Genomic DNA, 19,695 nt, shown 5'->3' on the forward strand with positions numbered 1-19,695 from the left:
GAAACACGGGTCAGCAGCACCGAGGGGCAGTCGTCACTTGACACTGCCCCTCCTTTGCACCACCCTTTCACTACTTGATTAGTGAAAGGGTGGTGTTGAAGAACGTGGTCGAGTACCGGATCGACCGGCGCAGCGGCGTCGCCACCTATCTCCAGATCGTCCAGCAGACCCAGCAGGCCCTGCGCCTCGGCCTGCTGGAGCCCGGAGACAAGCTGCCCACGGCCCGCGAGGTCGTCGAAGCCACCGCGATCAACCCGAACACCGTGCTCAAGGCGTACCGCGAGCTGGAGCGCGAGGGCCTGGTCGAGGCCCGCCGAGGTCTCGGCACGTTCGTCCGCAGGACGCTCGGCGCGGCCCCGGCCGACTCGCCGCTGCGGGCCGAACTCGCGGACTGGGCCCGGCGTGCCCGTGCCGCGGGCCTCGACCGCGAGGACGCGGCCGCCCTGTTCGGCGCCGTACTGGACGAAAACTTCCCGAAGGGGGATCAGTGAGTTCCACCAGCACCACCCCGGCCGTCGCCATCGAGGCGACAGGGCTCGGCAAGCGTTACGGCCGCCACGGCCACGCCGCGCTCGACCTGTGTTCCTTCCGGCTGCCCGCCGGGCGGATCAGCGCCCTGGTCGGGCCCAACGGGGCGGGAAAGTCCACCCTCCTCGCGATCGCCGCCGGGCTCATGCGCCCCACCTCCGGGCACCTCACGGTCCTCGGCGCCGCCCCCGGCGTGCACCGCGACCGCGTCGCGTACCTCTCGCAGGACAAGCCGCTGTACCCGCAGCTCTCCATCGCGGACACCCTGCGCATGGGCGCCGAGCTGAACCCGGGCCGCTGGGACGCCGCGTACGCCAACGGGATCGTGGAGCAGGGCGACCTCGACCCCGCGGCCCGGGTCCGCTCGCTCTCCGGCGGACAGCGCACCCGCGTCGCACTCGCCCTCGCGCTCGGCAAGCGGCCCCAGCTGATGCTCCTCGACGAGCCGATGGCGGACCTCGACCCGCTCGCCCGCCACGAGCTGATGGGCACGCTGATGGCGGACGCCGCCGAACACGGCACCACCGTCCTGATGTCGTCGCACATCGTCGCCGAACTGACCGACGCCTGCGACCACTTGCTGCTCCTGGGCGCCGGCCGCATCCGGCTCGGCGGCGGCATCGACGACCTGACGGCCGCACACAGCCTGGTCACCGGGCGCGGCACGGCCGACGACCTCGCTCCGCACACCGTGGTCGAGTCCCGCGCCGCCGGCCGCGGACTGACCGCCCTGATCCGCCGCGACGGGCCGCTCGACAGCGCCTGGGAAGCACAGGAGCCGTCCATGGAGGAGCTGATCCTCGCCCATCTGCGCAACCCCGGCGCCCCCGCGCTGATCACGCCGGGCACGACCGTCACCGCCGCGGCGGTGACGGCATGACCGCCCTCCTGGACAAGGACACCGGCCGCCCCGCCGCGCGCCGCACCCTCCCCGGCCCCGACGGCCTCGTCTGGACCGTGCTGCGCCTGCACCGCACCGCGCTGTGGGTGTGGACGGCGTACGTCGTCATCACCGCGGGCCTGCTGCTGTGGCTGTGGGGACCGGGCGCGAACGCGGCGCAGAAGGCGTTCGACGTGTTCGGCTACAGCGGTGCGCAGGAGAACGCGTACCTCGACGGGTTCTCATTTCTCGGTTTCGGCGGCTCGTTCGACTCCCGCTTCTACGGCCCGTCCTCGCTGATCGGCATCGCCTCGTGCGCCATCGCCGTCTTCGCGGCGGGACCGCTGATCGCGCGTGAACTGGAGCGGGGGACGGCCGGGCTGGCCTGGACCCAGTCCGTGTCCCCCGCCCGCTGGCTCACCGCGAAGCTGGCCGTGCCCGCGGTGTTCGTCGCCGTCGGCACGGGCCTGCTCGTCGTCCTGTACCGGCTGGTGTGGAACGCGCACAACCACCTCCTTGTGGCGGGCATCGGCCCCCGCTCGTTCGCCTTCTCCCTCGGCCCCGCCACCGTGGCGAACGCCCTGTTCGGCCTCGCCGTCGGCGTGCTCGCCGCCCTCGTCCTGCGCCGTACGCTGCCCGCCCTGGCGGTCGCCGGTGTCGTGCAGTTCCTGGCCGGCGCGATGCGCGGCAACAACTGGCCGTTCCAGCATTCGCCGTTCTCGCGTCTGCAGCCCGAACTGCCGGTGTACAGCAAGGCGATCACGTCCACGGGCGCCAAGGTCTCCGACCCCGGCTGCTACCTGAGCCAGAAGTGCCTGGACCGCCACCACATCACCGGCTTCACCCGCAGCTACCTCCCCTCCCCCGACTACTGGCCCCGCCAGCTCGCGGAGACGGGCATCCTGCTCGGCCTGACCGCGCTCGCCGTCGTCGGCGCGTTCCTCGTCCTGCGCCGGTACCAGCCGAAGAAGGAGACCGCCGCATGAGCACCGCCTCCCTCTCCCCCTTCTCCCCCTCGACCGGCCTGACCTGGACGGTGCTGCGGCTGCACCGCCTCGCCCTGTGGCTGTGGGCCGTGTACGTGGCGCTGACCGCGGCGATGCTGCTGTGGCTGTGGGGACCGGGCAGCTCCGGGTGGCACATCACGGGCAAGTGCGTCGCAGGCGTCATGAACGCCTGCAGCGCCACAGGGCCTGGCGCGGGCACGTACGAGTACCTGCTCGCGCTCACCACCGGCCTGATCACGATCGTGCCCGCGATCGCCGCCGCCTTCGCGGGCGGGACGCTCATAGGCCGCGAACTGGAGCGCGGCACGGCCTCGCTCGCCTGGACGCAGTCCGTCCCGCCGGCCCGCTGGCTGACGACGAAGCTCGCCCTCCCGGCCGCCTTCCTCGTCGTGGGCACCGGCATCCTCGTGGCCCTGCGCCACCTGGTCGCCTCTGCGGCGAGCGGCCTCCCGTCAAACCAGTGGTTCACCAACGGCGTCTACGGCGCCCTGGGCCCGACCGCCGTCGCGCTCCCGCTGCTCGGCCTGACACTCGGCGCGCTGGTCGCGTTCATCTCCAAGCGCGTGATCCCGTCGATCTGTGTCTCGCTCGCCCTCCTCGGCATCGTGACCGTCTCGCTCGGCGAGATCCGCGACCACCTCTGGCCCCCCGTCACCATCATCGGCGACGTCCACGAGGGCTACCGGGCCTTCGCCGGCCTCCTCCTCGACGAGGGCGCGGTCACCGGCAGCGGCGCGCACATCGCCGACCCCCTGTGCGTCGACGACAAGAGCTGCCTCGTCCAGCACAACATCACGGGCTTCTACCGCGAGTTCCAGCCCGCCTCCCACTTCTGGCCGCTCCAGCTCGTCGAAACCGGCATCCTCCTCGCCCTGACGGCACTGGTGGCAGCCGCCGCCTTCGCCCTCCTGCGCAGGAACCAGCGTCCCTGACGACGTGCGGGGCGTGGCGGGGCGTCCCGGGAACGTCCGCGGGACGCCCCGCCATGCCCCGCACGTCATGTCGCCGTAACCAACCATTCAGACGGGCTTGCCACCCTCACAGAATGCAGCCCGCCGCGCCCGACCCCACCGGGGCACCGGCGGAGAGCTCCCCGAACGGGAGACTCCGCCTCACGCCCGCGCTCTCCGACGCGCCCATCGTGGTCCGGGCGCGGAAGAATGGGTCCATGAGCCAGCAGAACGCCCAGGACCAGGCCTCCGACCGGCAGGCGCAGCCGTCCGTCGGCTCGATAGCCGCGCACCGCCCGCACACGGTCGCAGGCGGTGACTTCAAACCCGATCTCCCCGAGCTCACGTCCGACATCGACGCCGACCCGGACGAGTTCGAGGACTACAGCGCCGAGCTGCCCCAGGGCCGCTTCCTGGACCGGGAGCGCAGCTGGCTCGCCTTCAACGAGCGCGTGCTCGAACTGGCCGAGGACCCGGACACCCCGCTCCTTGAGCGGGCGAACTTCCTGGCGATCTTCGCGTCGAACCTGGACGAGTTCTTCATGGTCCGCGTGGCCGGACTCAAGCGCCGTATCGCGACGGGCGTCGCCACCCGTTCGGCCTCAGGGCTCCAGCCCCGTGAGGTTCTCGAACTGATCTGGAACCGCTCGCGCGAGCTCATGGCCCGGCACGCCGCCTGCTTCCAGGAGGACGTCGCCCCCGCGCTCGCCGACGAGGGCATCCACCTGGTGCGCTGGGAGGAGCTCACGGACAAGGAGCAGTCCCGGCTCTTCACGCTGTTCAAGCAGCAGATCTTCCCGGTGCTCACCCCGCTGGCCGTGGACCCCGCGCACCCGTTCCCGTACATCTCCGGCCTGTCCCTGAACCTCGCCGTCGTCGTGCGCAACCCGGTCTCCGGGCACCGCCACTTCGCGCGCGTCAAGGTGCCGCCGCTGCTCTCCCGCTTCCTGGAGGCCTCGCCGCAGCGCTACGTCCCCATCGAGGACGTCATCTCGGCGCCCAAGCACCTGGGCGAGCTGTTCCCCGGCATGGAGGTCCTGGAGCACCACATGTTCCGGCTGACCCGGAACGAGGACCTGGAGGTCGAGGAGGACGATGCGGAGAACCTCCTCAAGGCGCTGGAGAAGGAGCTCATGCGGCGCCGCTTCGGCCCGCCGGTGCGGCTCGAGGTCGAGGAGACCATCGACCGGTACGTCCTCGATCTCCTCGTGCGCGAGCTGAAGATCAGCGAGTCCGAGGTATACCCGCTGCCGGGCCCCCTGGACCTCACGGGCCTCTTCGGCATCTCCAGCCTCGACCGGCCCGAGCTGAAGTACCCCAAGTTCATCGCGGGCACCCACCGCGACCTGGCCGAGGTCGAGTCCGCGTCCGCGCCCGACATCTTCGCCGCCCTGCGCGAGCGGGACGTGCTGCTCCACCACCCGTACGACTCGTTCTCCACGTCCGTGCAGGCGTTCCTGGAGCAGGCCGCCTCCGACCCGGACGTCCTCGCGATCAAGCAGACGCTGTACCGGACCTCGGGCGACTCGCCGATCGTCGACGCGCTGATAGACGCCGCGGAGTCCGGCAAGCAGGTCCTCGTCCTCGTCGAGATCAAGGCCCGCTTCGACGAGCAGGCCAACATCAAGTGGGCGCGCAAGCTGGAGGAGGCCGGCTGCCATGTCGTCTACGGCCTCGTCGGCCTGAAGACGCACTGCAAGCTGTCGCTCGTCGTGCGCCAGGAGGGCGACACGCTGCGCCGCTACTGCCACGTCGGCACGGGCAACTACCACCCGAAGACGGCCCGCCTCTACGAGGACCTGGGCCTGCTCACCGCGGACTCGCAGGTGGGCGCCGACCTCTCCGACCTCTTCAACCGGCTGTCCGGCTACTCGCGCCGCGAGACGTACCGCCGGCTCCTCGTCGCCCCCAAGTCCCTGCGCGACGGCCTCATTTCGAGGATCAACAACGAGGTCCAGCACCACCGCGCCGGCCGCCCCGCCTACGTCCGCTTCAAGGTCAACTCGATGGTCGACGAGGCCGTCATCGACGCGATGTACCGGGCGGCGCAGGCCGGCGTACCCGTCGACGTGTGGGTCCGCGGGATCTGCGCCGTGCGGCCGGGCGTCGCGGGCCTGTCGGAGAACATCCGCGTACGGTCCGTGCTCGGCCGCTTCCTGGAGCACTCCCGGGTCTTCGCCTTCGGCAACGGCGGCGAGCCCGAGGTCTGGTTCGGCAGCGCGGACATGATGCACCGCAACCTCGACCGCCGCATCGAGGCCCTGGTCAGGGTCTCCGACCCGGCCCACCGGGGCGCACTGAACCGGCTCCTGGAGACGGGGATGTCCGACACCACCGCCTCCTGGCACCTGGGACCGGACGGGAACTGGGTCCGGCACGCCAAGGACGCGGAGGGCCGGCCCCTGCGGAACGTACAGGAGATGCTCATAGACGCCCGGAGGCGCCGGCGTGGCACAGCAACACCTTGAGACAACGGGAGCGGAGGGCTGCGCGGGCGAGGTCGTCGCGGCCTATCTGCGCGAGCAGGCCACGGAGTTCCTGCGCTCCCTGAGGCAGCACCGCGAGAGCGGCGGCGCCGCACCCGGAGGAACCGCCGAGGAGGCGGCCGACGCGGCGCGCGCCCTGCGCCGCTCGGCCCGCCGCATCAGCGGCACCCTCCACACGTTCCGTCCCCTGCTCGACGCCGAGTGGTCCGACGCGCTGCGCCCCGAACTGGCGTGGCTCTCGGGCACGTTGGCGCAGGAGCACGCGTACGCGGGCCGCCTGGAGCGACTGCTGTCGGCGCTGCACCGTCTGTCCGGCGCGCACATGCTTCCGGGACAGGCCTCCGTGGCCACTGCCCTCCCTGCCGTGGGCAGTCGTTCCGCCGGGGCGGAACGACTGGGCACAGCCCAGTTGCCGCGCAACGAGAATCGGGCGTCGGGAAATCTCACCGTCGGCGCCGCGAAGGCCGGCGCCCTCCTGGAACGCCAGCTCACACTGGCCCGCACGCGAGCCCACTCCACGGCCCTCCAGGCCCTGGGCTCAAGCCGCTTCCACGCGGTCGCGGACAACGTGGCCGTACTCGCCAGCGAGGTCCCGCTGCGCGCCACCACGGCCGACCTCGACGCGCTGACCGCCTCCGCCCGGTCCCGCCTCGCCGAGGCCGTCACCGCGCTCCCCCTCCACCGGGCGGGCCACCCCTACAACGCGGAGGCCCTCGTCCAAGGCCTCACCGCGGACACGGCGCCCCCGTCCCAGGACGCGCCCTGGCACCACGTACGCCTCCTGCTGCGGCTGCACCGCTATGCCCAGGAGGTCGCGCCCGCCGGGCCCGGCACCGGCGGCGGGCCGGCCGACGCGGAGACCGAGGCGGCCGCCGCGCTCGACCGGCACCGGGACGCCGCCGAGGCCGCGGCCGCCGCCGCCCACGCGGCCCGCACCCCGCGCATCGCCCCGGCTACGGCCTACGCGCTCGGCGTCCTGCACGCCGACCAGCGCCACGAGGTGGAAGCGGCCCGTTTCGCGTTCCAGCGGGCCTGGCTGAAGGAGACGGTCCACACGCCATGAGCAGCAGCGGCGACGACACGATCCGCGCGGCCGGCTGCGTGCTGTGGCGCCGCTCCTCCTACGGCCACGTTCCCCAAGCCCTCGACTTCGATCGAGCGGGGGAGGCCCCGATCGAGATCTGCCTCGTGCACCGGCCCAAGTACGACGACTGGTCGCACCCCAAGGGCAAGCTGAAGCGCGGCGAGGAGGCCCTCGCGGGCGCGCTGCGCGAGGTGGCGGAGGAGACCGGGTTCCAGTGCGCTCCCGGCGCCCGCCTCCCCACCACCCGCTACATCGCGAGGGGCCGCCCCAAACGCGTCGACTACTGGGCCGCCGAGGCGACGGACGGTGGGTTCACACCGAACCGCGAGGTCGACCGCGTCGCCTGGCTCTCCCCGACCGCCGCCCGCCACCGGCTGACCCAGCCCCGCGACAAGACGCTCGTCGACGCGCTGCTCGACGCCCTCCACCTGGCATAGTCGCAGCCAGTGTCGGCATCATCACAAAACGTCACACAGTAGCTCACCGCACCGACCGCCGAGGTTCACCCGCCGTTCACTCATGCCCATCGGTCGCTTCACCTGTCCTGCCTAATTTCGGCCTTACACGGAGCGAGTCGCCCACCAGGGCGAACACCGCACCGCCTGCCTGGAACGAACAGACTTCGCACGCCGTCCCGGATTCACCGACCGGCGGCTCCTGGAAGGAACATCCGAAAGTGAAGCTTCAGCGCAAGAACCGGCTCCGCGCCCTTTCCCTCGGCGCCATCGCCGTCTCCGGCGCCCTGGCCCTCACGGCGTGCGGCTCGGACGACACGAGTGCCAACGGCGGTTCGAACAGCGGCCCGACGGCCAAGGCCGGCAGCATCAAGTGCGGCGATGCCAAGGGCCAGCTCCTCGCGAACGGTTCCTCCGCACAGGCCAACGCCATCCAGGCCTGGGTCAAGGCGTACACCGCCGAGTGCAAGGGCGTTCAGATCAACTACAAGCCCGAGGGTTCGGGCGCCGGTGTCACGGCGTTCACGCAGGGCCAGGTCGCCTTCGCCGGCTCGGACTCCGCGCTGAAGCCCGAAGAGGTCACCGCCTCCAAGAAGGTCTGCTCCGGCGGCCAGGGCATCGACCTCCCGATGGTCGGCGGCCCGATCGCGGTCGGCTACAACGTTCCGGGTGTCGACAACCTGATCCTGGACGCCAAGACCCTCGCCCAGATCTTCGACGGCAAGATCAGCACCTGGGACGACGAGGCCATCGCCAAGCTGAACCCCAAGGCGAAGCTGCCCAAGACCAAGATCCAGGCGTTCCACCGCTCGGACGAGTCCGGCACCACGGACAACTTCACCAAGTACCTCAAGGCCGCCTCCCCGGCGGACTGGAAGTACTCGGGCGGCAAGGCCTGGCAGGCCAAGGGCGGCCAGTCGGCGCAGGGCTCCTCCGGCCTCGCCCAGCAGGTCAAGCAGACCGCCGGCGCGATCTCCTACTTCGAGCTCTCCTACGCCAAGGACGGCATCAAGACGGTCGACCTCGACACGGGCGCCTCCGCGCCGGTCAAGGCCACCGTCGAGAACGCCACCAAGGCGATCTCCGAGGCCAAGACCGTGGGCACCGGCAAGGACCTCGCCCTCGAGCTGAACTACGCGACGAAGGCCGACGGCGCCTACCCGATCACCCTCGTCACCTACGAGATCGTCTGCGACAAGGGCAACAAGGCCGACACCTTCCCGGCCACCAAGTCCTTCCTCACCTACATCGCGAGCCAGGACGGCCAGGACTCCCTGGCGGCCCTCGGCTACGCGCCGATCCCCTCCGAGATCAACACCAAGGTCCGCGACACCATCGCGAGCCTGAGCTGACCCAGCGTGCGGCCCGTCCCCTGAAGGGGGCGGGCCGCACCGTCCGGTGCACCGCCGCCTGGAGCCGCCCGACCGCGGCTCCGCAGACCGGAGAACCCCATGGATATATCCACGAAGACGACTGCTCCACCCGCCCCAGCCGACCCGCCGACGCCCGCGCTGCAACAGCGCGCCGGCCGCGGCGCCACCCGCCCCGGTGACCGGATCTTCCTCGGTCTCTCGCGCGGCTCCGGCATCCTGCTTCTGGTGATCATGGCCGCCATCGCGGCCTTCCTCACCTACCGCGCCTCGCTGGTGCTGTCCCAGAACGACGGCAACTTCCTCACGACCTTCGAGTGGAACGCCAACGCCACCCCGCCGGTCTTCGGCATCGCGGTCCTCGCCTTCGGCACGATCGTGTCCTCGGTCATCGCCATGGCGATCGCCGTCCCGATCGCCGTCGGCATCGCGCTGTTCATCACGCACTACGCGCCGAAGAAGATCGGCGGCGTGATCGCGTACGTCGTCGACCTGCTCGCCGCCGTACCGTCCATCGTGTACGGCCTGTGGGGCGCCCTCTTCCTGGTGCCGCACCTGACCGGCTTCTACAGCTGGCTCAACGACTACTTCGGCTGGACCGGCATCCTCGAGTGGCAGGGCGGCGCCCCGCGCACCCTCCTCGCCGTCGGCATCCTGCTCGCCATCATGATCCTCCCGATCATCACGAACGTCAGCCGTGAGGTCTTCCGGCAGGCGCCCCTGATGCACCAGGAGGCCGCACTCGCGCTCGGCGCCACCCGCTGGGAAGTCATCCGCATGTCGGTGATCCCCTTCGGCCGCTCCGGCGTCATCTCCGCCTCGATGCTCGGCCTCGGCCGCGCGCTCGGCGAGACCATGGCCGTCGCGACGGTCCTCTCCCCCAGCTTCGAGATCAACGCCAGCCTGCTCGACCCGGGCGGCGGCACCTTCGCGCAGAACATCGCCGCGAAGTTCAGCGAGGCCACCGAGCAGGGCCGTGACGCGCTCATCGCCTCCGGTCTGGTCCTGTTCATCATCACGCTGGTCGTGAACGGCGGGGCCCGCGCGATCATCGCCCGCCGCAAGGAGTACTCGGGGGCCAACGCATGAGCAACGCAACCATCACCCCGCCGGCCCCCGGCACCAACTCCCTCAGCGCCGCGCGCCTGCCGCGCTGGTCCCCGTACGCCATCGCCGCCGGCGCCATCGCGCTCGGCTGCGCGATCGGCCTGGGCGCCGGACTCGACAGCCAGATCCAGTGGGGTCTGATCGCCGCGATCCTGTTCGTGCTCGGCACGTACGGCATCGCCACCGCCGTCGAGGGCAAGCGCCAGGCCAAGGACCGCGTCGCGACCAGCGTCGTCTGGGTCGCGTTCATCCTCGCCGTGATCCCGCTGGTCTCCCTGATCTGGGAGACCGTCTCGCGCGGCGTGAAGGTCCTGGACGTCTTCTTCCTGACGCACTCGATGGGCGTCGTCACCGACGCCGAGCCCGGCGGCGGCATCTACCACGCCATCATCGGCACCCTGGAGCAGGTCGGCCTCGCCACCCTGATCTCCGTGCCGATCGGCCTGCTCACCGCGGTCTACCTGGTCGAGTACGGCCGGGGCAGGCTCGCCAAGGCCGTCACCTTCTTCGTCGACGTCATGACGGGCATCCCGTCGATCGTCGCGGGCCTGTTCATCCTCAGCTTCTGGATCCTGATCCTCGGCTTCAGCTACTCCGGCTTCGCCGGGTCCATGGCGCTGTCCATCCTGATGATCCCGGTCGTCGTCCGCTCCACCGAGGAAATGCTCAAGCTCGTCCCGAACGAGCTGCGCGAGGCCTCCCTCGCGCTCGGCGTACCGAAGTGGCGCACGATCGTCAAGGTCGTCCTGCCGACGTCGATCGGCGGCATCACGACCGGTGTGATGCTGGCCATCGCCCGCATCGCCGGTGAGACCGCGCCCGTACTGCTGCTGGTCTGGGGCAACCCGCTCATCAACACGGACCCGTTCCAGGGACCCCAGTCCTCGCTGCCGCTGTACATCTACCAGCAGTACCAGAACAGCGGCGGCAGCCCGGCGGCGTACGACCGTGCATGGGCGGCGGCTCTCGTCCTCATCGCCTTCATCATGATCCTCAACCTGGTGGCCCGCGGCATCGCCCGCTGGAAGGCCCCCAAGACCGGCCGCTGACGCGGCATCTGGAAGTGAATTAGTTATGGCCAAGCGAATCGACGTCAGCGGCCTCACCGCGTACTACGGCTCCCACAAGGCGATCGAGGACATCTCGATGACCGTGGAGCCCCGCTCCGTGACGGCCTTCATCGGCCCGTCCGGCTGCGGCAAGTCCACCTTCCTGCGCACCCTGAACCGCATGCACGAGGTCACCCCCGGCGGCCGCGTCGAGGGCAAGGTGCTCCTGGACGACGAGGACCTCTACGGCACCCACGTCGACCCGGTCGCCGTGCGCCGCACGGTCGGCATGGTGTTCCAGCGCCCGAACCCGTTCCCCACCATGTCGATCTTCGACAACGTGGCGGCGGGCCTGCGCCTGAACGGCTCGTACAAGAAGAGCGAGCTCGGCGACATCGTCGAAAAGTCCCTCAAGGGCGCCAACCTCTGGAACGAGGTCAAGGACCGCCTCAACAAGCCCGGCTCCGGCCTCTCCGGCGGCCAGCAGCAGCGTCTGTGCATCGCCCGCGCCATCGCGGTCGAGCCCCAGGTGCTCCTCATGGACGAGCCCTGCTCGGCCCTCGACCCGATCTCGACCCTCGCCATCGAGGACCTGATCGGCGAGCTCAAGGAGCGCTTCACGATCGTCATCGTGACGCACAACATGCAGCAGGCGGCCCGCGTCTCGGACCGCACGGCGTTCTTCAACCTGTCCGCCGTCGGCCAGCCCGGCAAGCTCGTCGAGATCGACGAGACCGAGCGGATCTTCTCCAACCCGTCGGTCCAGGCCACCGAGGACTACATCTCGGGCCGCTTCGGCTAGACACCACCGACTCCTTGCGGTGCTGCATGGCGGTGCCACCGCAAGGCAAAGGGCCCGCCCCCTGGCTCCCGGGGGGCGGGCCCTCTTTTGCGTTACGAGGACTGCGTGAGCTGCTAGCCGAACGCAAGATTCACGACCCAGTAGCTGGCCGCTGCCACCAGCGCCGCGGCCGGCATCGTGATACTGCACCACCCGGGGGACGACCCCCGGACCCCCAGCCGCATCAGCCCACCCGCAGGTCAGCCGAACGCGAGATTCACGACCCAGTAACTGGCCGCGGCCACCAGCGCCGCGGCCGGCATCGTGATGAACCAGCCCAGGACGATGTTCTTGGCGACGCCCCAGCGCACCGCGTTCACGCGCTTGGTCGCGCCCACGCCCATGATCGCCGAGGTGATGACGTGCGTAGTCGAGATCGGCGCGTGGAACAGGAACGCCGAGCCGAACATGATCGACGCACCGGTCGTCTCGGCCGCGAAGCCCTGCGGCGGGTCCAGCTCGATGATCTTGCGGCCGAGGGTGCGCATGATGCGCCAGCCACCCGCGTACGTACCGAGCGAGAGCATCAGGGCGCAGACGAGCTTGACCCAGACCGGGATCGCGTCGCTGTACGTCTCGTGCCCGGAGATGACCAGGGCCATCATCACGACACCCATGGTCTTCTGCGCGTCCTGCAGACCGTGACCGAGCGCCATGCCGGCCGCCGACACCGTCTGCGCGATACGGAATCCGCGCTTGGCCTTGTGCGGGTTGGACCGCCGGAACAGCCACAGGATCGCGCACATGACGAGATAGCCGACGACCAGACCGATCACCGGCGAGGTGAGCATCGGGATGACGATCTTGTCGAGCACGCCGGACCAGTAGACGGCCGTGCCGCCGGCGAGCGCCGCGCCGACCATGCCGCCGAACAGCGCGTGCGACGACGAGGAGGGAAGGCCGAAGTACCAGGTGACGAGGTTCCAGATGATCGCGCCGACGAGCGCGGCGAAGAGGATGCCCATCCCCTTGCTGCCCTCGGGCGTGGAGATGATCCCCTCACTCACCGTCTTGGCGACGCCGCTGCCCATGAAGGCACCGGCGAGGTTCATCACCGCAGCCATCGCCAGCGCCGCCCGGGGCGTCAGCGCACGCGTGGAGACCGACGTGGCGATGGCGTTCGCCGAGTCGTGAAAGCCGTTCGTATACGTGAATCCGAGCGCGACGCCGATCGTCACGATCAGTGCAAAGGTGTCCATGAGACGGCTCAGGACTCCTTGACGGCGATGGTCTCCACCGTGTTCGCCACGTGCTCGAAGGCGTCCGCCGCCTCTTCGAGCACATCCACGATCTGCTTCAGCTTCAGCACCTCCATGGCGTCGTACTTGCCGTTGAAGAGCTGCGCGAGAAGCTTCCGGTGGATCTGGTCGGCCTGGTTCTCGAGGCGGTTGACCTCGATCCAGTATTCGGTGAGGTTGTCCATGGTCCGCAGGTTCGGCATGGCCTCGGCGGTCAGGTCGGCCGCGCGGGCCAGGACCTCGATCTGCTGCTCCACACCCTTGGGAAGCTCTTCGACCTGGTAGAGGACGACGAGGTCGACGGCCTCCTCCATGAAGTCCATGATGTCGTCGAGGGACGACGCGAGGTTGTAGATGTCCTCGCGGTCGAAGGGCGTGATGAACGAGGAGTTCAGCTGGTGGAAAATCGCGTGGGTGGCGTCGTCACCGGCGTGTTCCGCTGCCCGCATCCGCTCCGCGATCTCGACTCGGGCGGAGGAATCCGCGCCGAGCAGTTCCATCAGGAGTTTCGAGCCCGTGACGATGTTGTCCGCGGATGCGGCAAACATGTCGTAGAAGCTCGTCTCCCTGGGGGTCAGACGAAAGCGCACGTGGGGTCCTCGGGGTGCTTTGGATTCGGTCAGGCTGATGCTAGGCGCATCATCCGGCCACGGCTAACCGGCAATACCCCAGTGTCGCCCATCAGGCACTGTGATGAGCACGGGGTCCCGCGAACCCGTCGGACCCCCTCGGAATTCGGTACCATATACCCGGTAGGGGTATACAACGGGAGGACGCGATGACCACGGAAGCGACGGAGATCGTGACCGACCACGACGGTGAGACCGTGACAGACCACGACCGCGGAATCCACGGATACCACCACCAGAAGGCCGAGCACCTCAAGCGCCTGCGCCGCATCGAGGGCCAGATCAGGGGCCTGCAGCGCATGGTCGACGAGGACGTCTACTGCATCGACATACTCACGCAGGTCTCCGCTTCCACCAAGGCCCTCCAGTCCTTCGCCCTCCAGCTCCTCGAGGAGCACCTGCGCCACTGCGTCGCCGACGCGGCGGTCAAGGGCGGTGACGAGATCGACGCGAAGGTCGAGGAGGCGACGAAGGCGATCGCCCGGATGCTCCGCACCTGAGACGCCCGGGACGGACACCGCGCGCCCTGCCCCTGTGAGGAACACGACCCGGAGCCGGACCCGGGGCGCGCCGGACAGCCGGCCGCGCCCCCTTCGGGTTCAGGGCTCCCCACGGGCTTCAGGGCTCCCCGCGCCCCTCGTCCCCGAACTCCTCGCCGCGGGGCCACCGCTCCTCGGCGACCCTCAGCACCTCGTCGATACGGTCCGCACTGAGCCGGTCCTCATCCGCGACCGACGCCGCGATGATCAATTCACCGCACAGCTCGATCTCGGCGAGGGCGACGTGGTCATGAACCGCCGTGCCGCCCACCGGAGCCACGTTCATCACCTCTTCCAGCCGTAAGCCGTAGCCGTAACCGACTTCCTAGGGTAGGGAGCGGCCTACGCGCTGCGCATGGCACGGACGGACCATTTCCGGACGGCTAATTCTCGGCGATCTTCCCGGCGAAGATGTCCTTTGTGTCGGGAAGTTCGATATTCGCGGGAATCCCGAAGCCGTAGAGAAGAGTGGTGGACGCCACATCGACGACCTCCCTCTTCCCGGCCTTCCCCTTCACCCCGGCCGTCACCTTCGTATTCACGAAGCTGAACCGGAGGCGCACTTTCCTGACCCGGCCCTCGTCGTCGAGGTACACGTCGAACGGCACCTGGTCCTTGGCGAACCCTTTCGCCGCGGCGGCCAGGGACGGCCGGCCGGCCGGGGAGGCGGCGCGGGCGGCGGCCGCGATGTCGGCGGTCCCGCGGTAGTGCCGGACGTCCGCCCCGGAGAGCTCGCTCTCCCCCATGTGCGTCACCTTGCGCGCCCCCCGCAGCAGTTCGGCGGCGGCCAGCGGATCCGTGGCCCCGCCCGTGACCAGGTTCCCGTCCGACATGGACGCCGTCTCGACCCGCACCCACTTGTCGGCGGGCACACCCGCGCCCCGGTTCTTCATGTACAGGGCGCCGGGCGCGAGGAGTTCGGTGATCGGCCGGTGCTCCTCGGTGCCGGAAGGATCCTGCGGAAGCACCACCTTCAACTGCCCGACGCGCGCCCGGTAGTCGTAGACGCCCTCGCCCCTGATGGTGACGCGGGTCCCGCCGCTGGCCATCTCCATCGACGTACGGGCCTTGGAACTGCCCTCCCTGACCAGGCGGTCGGCCGCGTCGTGCACCGCGGCGGCCGAGTCGGCCGGGCTCTCGTTGTCCGCCTGCGCGGCGGCCGAACAGCCGGTGGAGAGGCCCATCAGGCCGACCGCAGCGGCCGCCGCGACCGCCCGTGCTGCGCGTCCGTGCTGCACCATCGCCTGTCTGCCCCCAAGCTCTGTCGATCCGAGCGTCCGCGGCCCCTCTGTCGACCGGATAACGACAGTTGCCTGCACCCGTCACGCGTACCGTTGAGCTGTGGCACAAGAGCAGTCCGAACTCCCCGGAACCCACCAGACGACCACGGCCGAACAAGGCCGTTTCTGCCTGGCCCGCTGCACCTGCGGCTGGCGCGGCCCCTCCCGCAGAGCCCGCTCGAAGGCGAGAGCCGACGCGGACGAACACACGGCCCACCCCTGACCCGACCGTCCGGCGTGGAACCCGGCGCTCCCCAACGACGTCTCGTACCCCGGGAAACAACGGGAGGCGTCCATGGATCGGCGTACGTTCATCGCAGTCGGCGCGGCCACCGTCACGGCAGGCGCGGCCACGGCGTGCAGCACGGGAACGGCGGGGGCCGGCGGCGGGACGGCGACGTCCGGCGCATCGTCCAGCGCGCCCCCCATCCGCACCACCAGCGCGAGCGCCTCCGCCGCGGCGAACCTCAAGGCACTCGCCAAGGACCTCGACGGCACGCTCGTCACCCCCGGCCAGGCCAAGTGGGCGGCCGCACGCCAGCTCTACAACACCCGCTTCGACAGCCTGAAGCCGACCGCCGTCGCCTACGTCGCCCACCCCGACGACATCCGCACCACGCTCGCCTACGCGCGGGCGCACCACGTCCCCGTCTCGATCCGCAACGGCGGCCACTCGTACGCGGGCTGGTCGTCCGGCGACGGCCGCCTGATCCTCGACGTGTCGAAGCTCTCCGCGATCAGGGCCTCCGGGAGCGAGGCCGTGGTGGGCGCGGGCGCCAAGCTCATCGACGTGTACCGCGCGCTCGCCGCGAAGGGCGTCACCATCCCGGCCGGCTCCTGCCCCACCGTCGGCGTCTCCGGCCTCACCCTCGGCGGCGGCCACGGCGTGGTATCCCGCGCCTACGGCCTGACCTGCGACAGCCTCACCCAGGCCACCCTGATCACGGCGGACGGCAAGCGGGTCGTCGCCGACAAGAGCGAGAACAAGGACCTGTTCTGGGCCCTGCGCGGCGCGGGCAACGGCAACTTCGGCGTGGTCACCGAGCTCCGCTTCCGCACGCACCCCGCCCCGCAGGCCGTCTCCGCGTACATGACCTGGCCCTGGTCGAAGGCCGCCTCCGTACTGAAGGCCTGGCAGGAGTGGGGCCCTTCACAGCCCGACGAGATCTGGTCGTCCTGCCACCTGGCGAACGCGGTCGGGGGCCGGCCGACCATCTCGATCGCCGCGTTCTCCCTGGGCACGTACCGCGAGCTCCAGAACGCCGTCGACCGCCTCGCCGACGGCCCCGGCGGCCCCGGCCCCGCGTCGAACGTCTCCCTCAAGCGGCGCTCCTACGAGGAGTCGATGGAGGTGTACGCAGGCTGCTCGGCGTTCGCCGAGGACGCGATGTGTCATCTGCCGGGCACGACCCCGGGGCGCAGCACGCAGGGGGCGCTGGGGCGCGAGACGTACGCGGCCCACTCGGACTTCTTCGACCGCTCGATCTCCTCGGCCGGCATCCGCGCCCTGTTCGCGAAGATGGAGAACGTCACCTCGGGCGCCGGCAGCATCGCGCTCACCGCGCTCGGCGGGGCGATCAACCGCGTCGACCCGACCGCCACCGCGTTCGTGCACCGGCGCTCCCGGATGCTCGCGCAGTACATAGTGTCCTGGCGGGCCGGAACGTCCGGCTCCACGGCCCGCGGCTGGCTCGACTCCACCCACGCGGCAATGCGGCCGTACGCATCGGGGGCGGCCTACCAGAACTACACGGACCCGACGCTGACGAACTGGCGCAAGGCGTACTACGGCGACACGGCCGCGCGCCTGGCGACGGTCAAGAAGCAGTACGACCCGAACCGGTTCTTCACGTTCCCGCAGGCGCTCTGAGGCCCCCTGCGGGGTGCGGCCCCCGTCGGATGACGGATGCGATGCACGACCGTTCCAGCGGTAAGCGACCCGTACGGCCCACCCACACACGCCCTCGGCTGGCCCACGGCACAGCGCAGCGTTCCGCTGGAACCATGAACAAGCCTCGGATAGCCCGCATAGCCGCCGCCATCGTGGCACCCGCCGCCGCGTTCACCCTGGGTGTCACGACCGCCGCCGTCACCTACGACGGCTCGGACCACCCCGGTGCGGGCCCCCTCGCCTTCACGTGCGTCGTCGTGGCGATTGCCGCCGCGGTCGGCGGAACAGCCCTGCTGCTCGGCCGCGAACCAGCCGCGGAACCCGGGGAGCCGGCGGAACCCGCGGAGCCCTGGGGGACTAAGCGGCCAGATCCCGCTCCTCCGACTCCCGGGCCTCAGGAATCTCCACCGTCTCGCGAGCCTGCGGGGCCGAGCTAGGCGACCACACCAGCCACCGCAGCCGCGTCGTCCGTCCGACGGCGCGCGCCAGCGGGGTGAGCAGCGCGGACGCGAGGGGCGACAGGAGCAGCGCCACCGCCGTGCCGAGCGCGAATCCGCCGACGACGTCGGTCGGGTAGTGCACGCCCATGAAGACCCGGCAGAACCCTTCGAGGACAGCGAGGCCGAGCCCGATCAGGCCGAACTTGCGGTGGGCGACGAAGAGGCCGGCGCCGATGGCCATGGCGAGCGTCGCGTGGTCACTGACGAAGGAGAAGTCCGACTTCCCGTCGACCAGTACGTCGAGGCCGTCGTGGTCGGTGAAGGGCCTGGGCCGTTCCACGAAACTGCGGATCGGCACGTTCACCAGGACGGCGATCCCGGCCGCGAGCGGCGCCCACACGACGGAGGCGACGGACGAGGCGGCGCCGTCGAGCGAGTCGCGCTTCCGCACGCCCCACCAGCACCACAGCGTGAGCAGCACGAGCGCCAGCAGCAGCCCGTACTCACCGACGAACGCCATGGCGCTGTCGAACCAGCCGGGGGCGTCCTTCGCCAGGCCGTTGATGTCGTAGAGCAGACCGACGTCGGGGTTGGACCCGGAGGCCCCGAGTGCCGAGAGTCCAGCCAGTCCAGCCATCTCGTCGCGGCCCCTTCGTCTTGTCGCTCAGCGGGCGCACACTGTCGTGCGCCGCTCGTCCACCCCCGTGGTCATAGATCTGCGGTCTTCGTCGATCCGCGATCGGCTCAGGAAAAGGAACGCACGGTCCCCTCTCCTTCGTTCCACAATCCACCGAATGATCACGCAGACGTTATCGAAGAGAGACACGAAGCCGCAGCTCAGGGCAGGGCTCTGACGGAGAGTTCCGGCCACGTCACACTTCGGGGTTTCCGTCCGGCCTCTCACTCGGCACGGCCTTCGCGCCATCCTCGGTCACCCGCGTCGCCCCGAAATAGTCGGGTGTGTCGACCGGATCGAAGCGGATCACGGCACCCGGACGCGGCGCGTCGATCATGTAACCGCCACCCACATAGATCCCGACGTGCCGGATCGCGCGGCTGTTGGTGAGGTCGTCCGAGAAGAAGACCAGATCCCCCGGCAGCAGCTCGTCCCGCTTGGGGTGCGGCCCCGCGTTGTACTGGTCGTTCGCGACGCGCGGCAGCTCGATCCCGACCTCCCGGTACGCGGCGAGCGTCAGCCCCGAGCAGTCGAACCGGCCACCCTGGTCGGCGGTCCCGTTCCCACCCCACAGATACTCGGTCCCGAGCTTCTTCTGCGCGTAGTAGATGGCACCCGCCGCCTGCTGCGACGGCTGCACCCGCCCGACCGGCCGCGCGAAGCTCTTCTCCAGGTTCGTGATCGTCTTCACGTAGTTCTGCGTCTCGCGGTACGGCGGTACGCCCCCGTACTTGATGACGGCGTACGCACCCGCGTTGTACGCGGCGAGCATGTTCTTGGTCTGATCGCCCGGCGCGTCCTTCACGTACTTCGCGAGCGAGCAGTCGTACGAGGCCGCGGACGGAATGGCGTCCTTCGGATCCCAGATGTCCCGGTCCCCGTCCCCGTCACCGTCGACCCCGTGCGCGGCCCACGTCCCCGGGATGAACTGCGCTATCCCTTGCGCCTGCGCCGGGCTCTTCGCATTCGGATTGAACCCGCTCTCCTGATACAGCTGAGCGGCGAGCAGCGCCGGGTTGATCGCGGGGCAGAGGTTCCCCCACTCCTGCACGATCGACTGGTACGCGCTGGGCACAGCGCCCTTGGCGAGCCCCACGGCCCCCTTGCCGACCCCGCTCGCGAGAGAGCCGGCGGCCATGTACGTACCGACGACGAGGAGCGTCACGAACCCGGTCCCCCCGGCGGCGAGCGCACCGCCGACGACCCACGCCTTACGCACCGTCAACCGCCCCTCGAAGCCCGGTA

At 70.2% G+C, this 19,695-nt stretch carries 20 protein-coding genes; 14 read left to right on the plus strand and 6 right to left on the minus strand.

The window, feature by feature from the left end; genetic code table 11:
* Positions 1-104 precede the first annotated feature (104 nt).
* The 11 genes from AC07EJ_RS44210 to pstB all read left to right on the plus strand — a co-directional run bounded on the left by AC07EJ_RS44210 (position 105) and on the right by pstB (position 11,718).
* On the plus strand, positions 105-491 hold the full coding sequence (locus AC07EJ_RS44210) for a GntR family transcriptional regulator (RefSeq protein WP_266569342.1): 387 nt from the start codon (positions 105-107) through the stop codon (positions 489-491).
* A complete protein-coding gene (locus AC07EJ_RS44215) occupies positions 488-1,408 on the plus strand; it encodes an ABC transporter ATP-binding protein (RefSeq protein WP_389480798.1) in 921 nt (306 codons plus the stop codon). Before AC07EJ_RS44210 ends, AC07EJ_RS44215 begins: the two co-directional genes overlap by 4 nt.
* On the plus strand, positions 1,405-2,394 hold the full coding sequence (locus AC07EJ_RS44220; RefSeq protein ID WP_389480801.1) for a hypothetical protein: 990 nt from the start codon (positions 1,405-1,407) through the stop codon (positions 2,392-2,394). The genes AC07EJ_RS44215 and AC07EJ_RS44220 overlap by 4 nt, the downstream gene beginning before the upstream one ends.
* Positions 2,391-3,347: an ABC transporter permease gene (locus AC07EJ_RS44225; protein WP_478886359.1), complete on the plus strand. Its 957-nt coding sequence runs from the start codon at positions 2,391-2,393 to the stop codon at positions 3,345-3,347. The genes AC07EJ_RS44220 and AC07EJ_RS44225 overlap by 4 nt, the downstream gene beginning before the upstream one ends.
* A 113-nt stretch (positions 3,348-3,460) precedes the next feature.
* Entirely contained in the window at positions 3,461-5,833 is a 2,373-nt protein-coding gene (locus AC07EJ_RS44230; RefSeq protein WP_389480806.1) for an RNA degradosome polyphosphate kinase, read from the plus strand.
* Positions 5,814-6,914, plus strand: coding sequence for a CHAD domain-containing protein (locus tag AC07EJ_RS44235; protein WP_478886360.1), 1,101 nt, complete (start codon positions 5,814-5,816; stop codon positions 6,912-6,914). The genes AC07EJ_RS44230 and AC07EJ_RS44235 overlap by 20 nt, the downstream gene beginning before the upstream one ends.
* A complete protein-coding gene (locus tag AC07EJ_RS44240) occupies positions 6,911-7,372 on the plus strand; it encodes an NUDIX hydrolase (RefSeq protein WP_478886361.1) in 462 nt (153 codons plus the stop codon). Before AC07EJ_RS44235 ends, AC07EJ_RS44240 begins: the two co-directional genes overlap by 4 nt.
* A 239-nt stretch (positions 7,373-7,611) precedes the next feature.
* Complete coding sequence (pstS, locus tag AC07EJ_RS44245) at positions 7,612-8,742, plus strand: phosphate ABC transporter substrate-binding protein PstS (protein ID WP_389480813.1); 1,131 nt, start codon at positions 7,612-7,614, stop codon at positions 8,740-8,742.
* Positions 8,743-8,841: 99 nt separating this feature from the next.
* Positions 8,842-9,849 (plus strand): phosphate ABC transporter permease subunit PstC, encoded by a 1,008-nt coding sequence (gene pstC / locus AC07EJ_RS44250; protein WP_389480816.1) that lies wholly within the window; start codon positions 8,842-8,844, stop codon positions 9,847-9,849.
* The gene (gene pstA, locus AC07EJ_RS44255) at positions 9,846-10,916 is read left to right on the plus strand and encodes a phosphate ABC transporter permease PstA (protein WP_389480818.1); all 1,071 of its coding nucleotides are present in this window, start codon (positions 9,846-9,848) and stop codon (positions 10,914-10,916) included. The genes pstC and pstA overlap by 4 nt, the downstream gene beginning before the upstream one ends.
* A 25-nt stretch (positions 10,917-10,941) precedes the next feature.
* Entirely contained in the window at positions 10,942-11,718 is a 777-nt protein-coding gene (gene pstB, locus AC07EJ_RS44260) for a phosphate ABC transporter ATP-binding protein PstB (RefSeq protein ID WP_376260719.1), read from the plus strand.
* A gap of 239 nt (positions 11,719-11,957) precedes the next feature.
* Here the strand turns inward: pstB and AC07EJ_RS44265 are convergent, their stop codons facing one another.
* Positions 11,958-12,956 (minus strand): inorganic phosphate transporter, encoded by a 999-nt coding sequence (locus AC07EJ_RS44265; RefSeq protein WP_389480821.1) that lies wholly within the window; start codon positions 12,954-12,956, stop codon positions 11,958-11,960.
* Positions 12,957-12,964: 8 nt separating this feature from the next.
* Positions 12,965-13,585 carry a DUF47 domain-containing protein gene (locus AC07EJ_RS44270; RefSeq protein ID WP_362898337.1) on the minus strand — a complete coding sequence of 207 codons (621 nt, stop codon included), beginning with the start codon at positions 13,583-13,585 and terminating at the stop codon, positions 12,965-12,967.
* Positions 13,586-13,773: 188 nt separating this feature from the next.
* Between AC07EJ_RS44270 and AC07EJ_RS44275 the strand changes: the two genes are divergently transcribed.
* Positions 13,774-14,124 (plus strand): metal-sensitive transcriptional regulator, encoded by a 351-nt coding sequence (locus tag AC07EJ_RS44275; protein WP_362898339.1) that lies wholly within the window; start codon positions 13,774-13,776, stop codon positions 14,122-14,124.
* Positions 14,125-14,242: 118 nt separating this feature from the next.
* Here AC07EJ_RS44275 and AC07EJ_RS44280 read toward each other — a convergent pair whose 3' ends face one another.
* Entirely contained in the window at positions 14,243-14,449 is a 207-nt protein-coding gene (locus AC07EJ_RS44280) for a hypothetical protein (RefSeq protein WP_389480824.1), read from the minus strand.
* Positions 14,450-14,546: 97 nt separating this feature from the next.
* Entirely contained in the window at positions 14,547-15,404 is an 858-nt protein-coding gene (locus AC07EJ_RS44285) for an SCO4651 family lipoprotein (RefSeq protein ID WP_478886362.1), read from the minus strand.
* Positions 15,405-15,504: 100 nt separating this feature from the next.
* Between AC07EJ_RS44285 and AC07EJ_RS44290 the strand changes: the two genes are divergently transcribed.
* Both AC07EJ_RS44290 and AC07EJ_RS44295 read left to right on the plus strand, forming a co-directional pair.
* On the plus strand, positions 15,505-15,666 hold the full coding sequence (locus tag AC07EJ_RS44290) for a hypothetical protein (RefSeq protein WP_389480827.1): 162 nt from the start codon (positions 15,505-15,507) through the stop codon (positions 15,664-15,666).
* 72 nt (positions 15,667-15,738) lie between these two features.
* Positions 15,739-17,313, plus strand: coding sequence for an FAD-binding oxidoreductase (locus AC07EJ_RS44295; RefSeq protein WP_389480829.1), 1,575 nt, complete (start codon positions 15,739-15,741; stop codon positions 17,311-17,313).
* Between the two features lie 378 nt (positions 17,314-17,691).
* Here AC07EJ_RS44295 and AC07EJ_RS44300 read toward each other — a convergent pair whose 3' ends face one another.
* The gene (locus AC07EJ_RS44300; RefSeq protein ID WP_478886363.1) at positions 17,692-18,411 is read right to left on the minus strand and encodes a phosphatase PAP2 family protein; all 720 of its coding nucleotides are present in this window, start codon (positions 18,409-18,411) and stop codon (positions 17,692-17,694) included.
* 235 nt (positions 18,412-18,646) lie between these two features.
* Positions 18,647-19,669 (minus strand): C40 family peptidase, encoded by a 1,023-nt coding sequence (locus AC07EJ_RS44305; protein WP_393586560.1) that lies wholly within the window; start codon positions 19,667-19,669, stop codon positions 18,647-18,649.
* Positions 19,670-19,695: the final 26 nt, after the last annotated feature.

The sequence above is a fragment of the Streptomyces sp. NPDC045026 genome, from assembly GCF_056432625.1.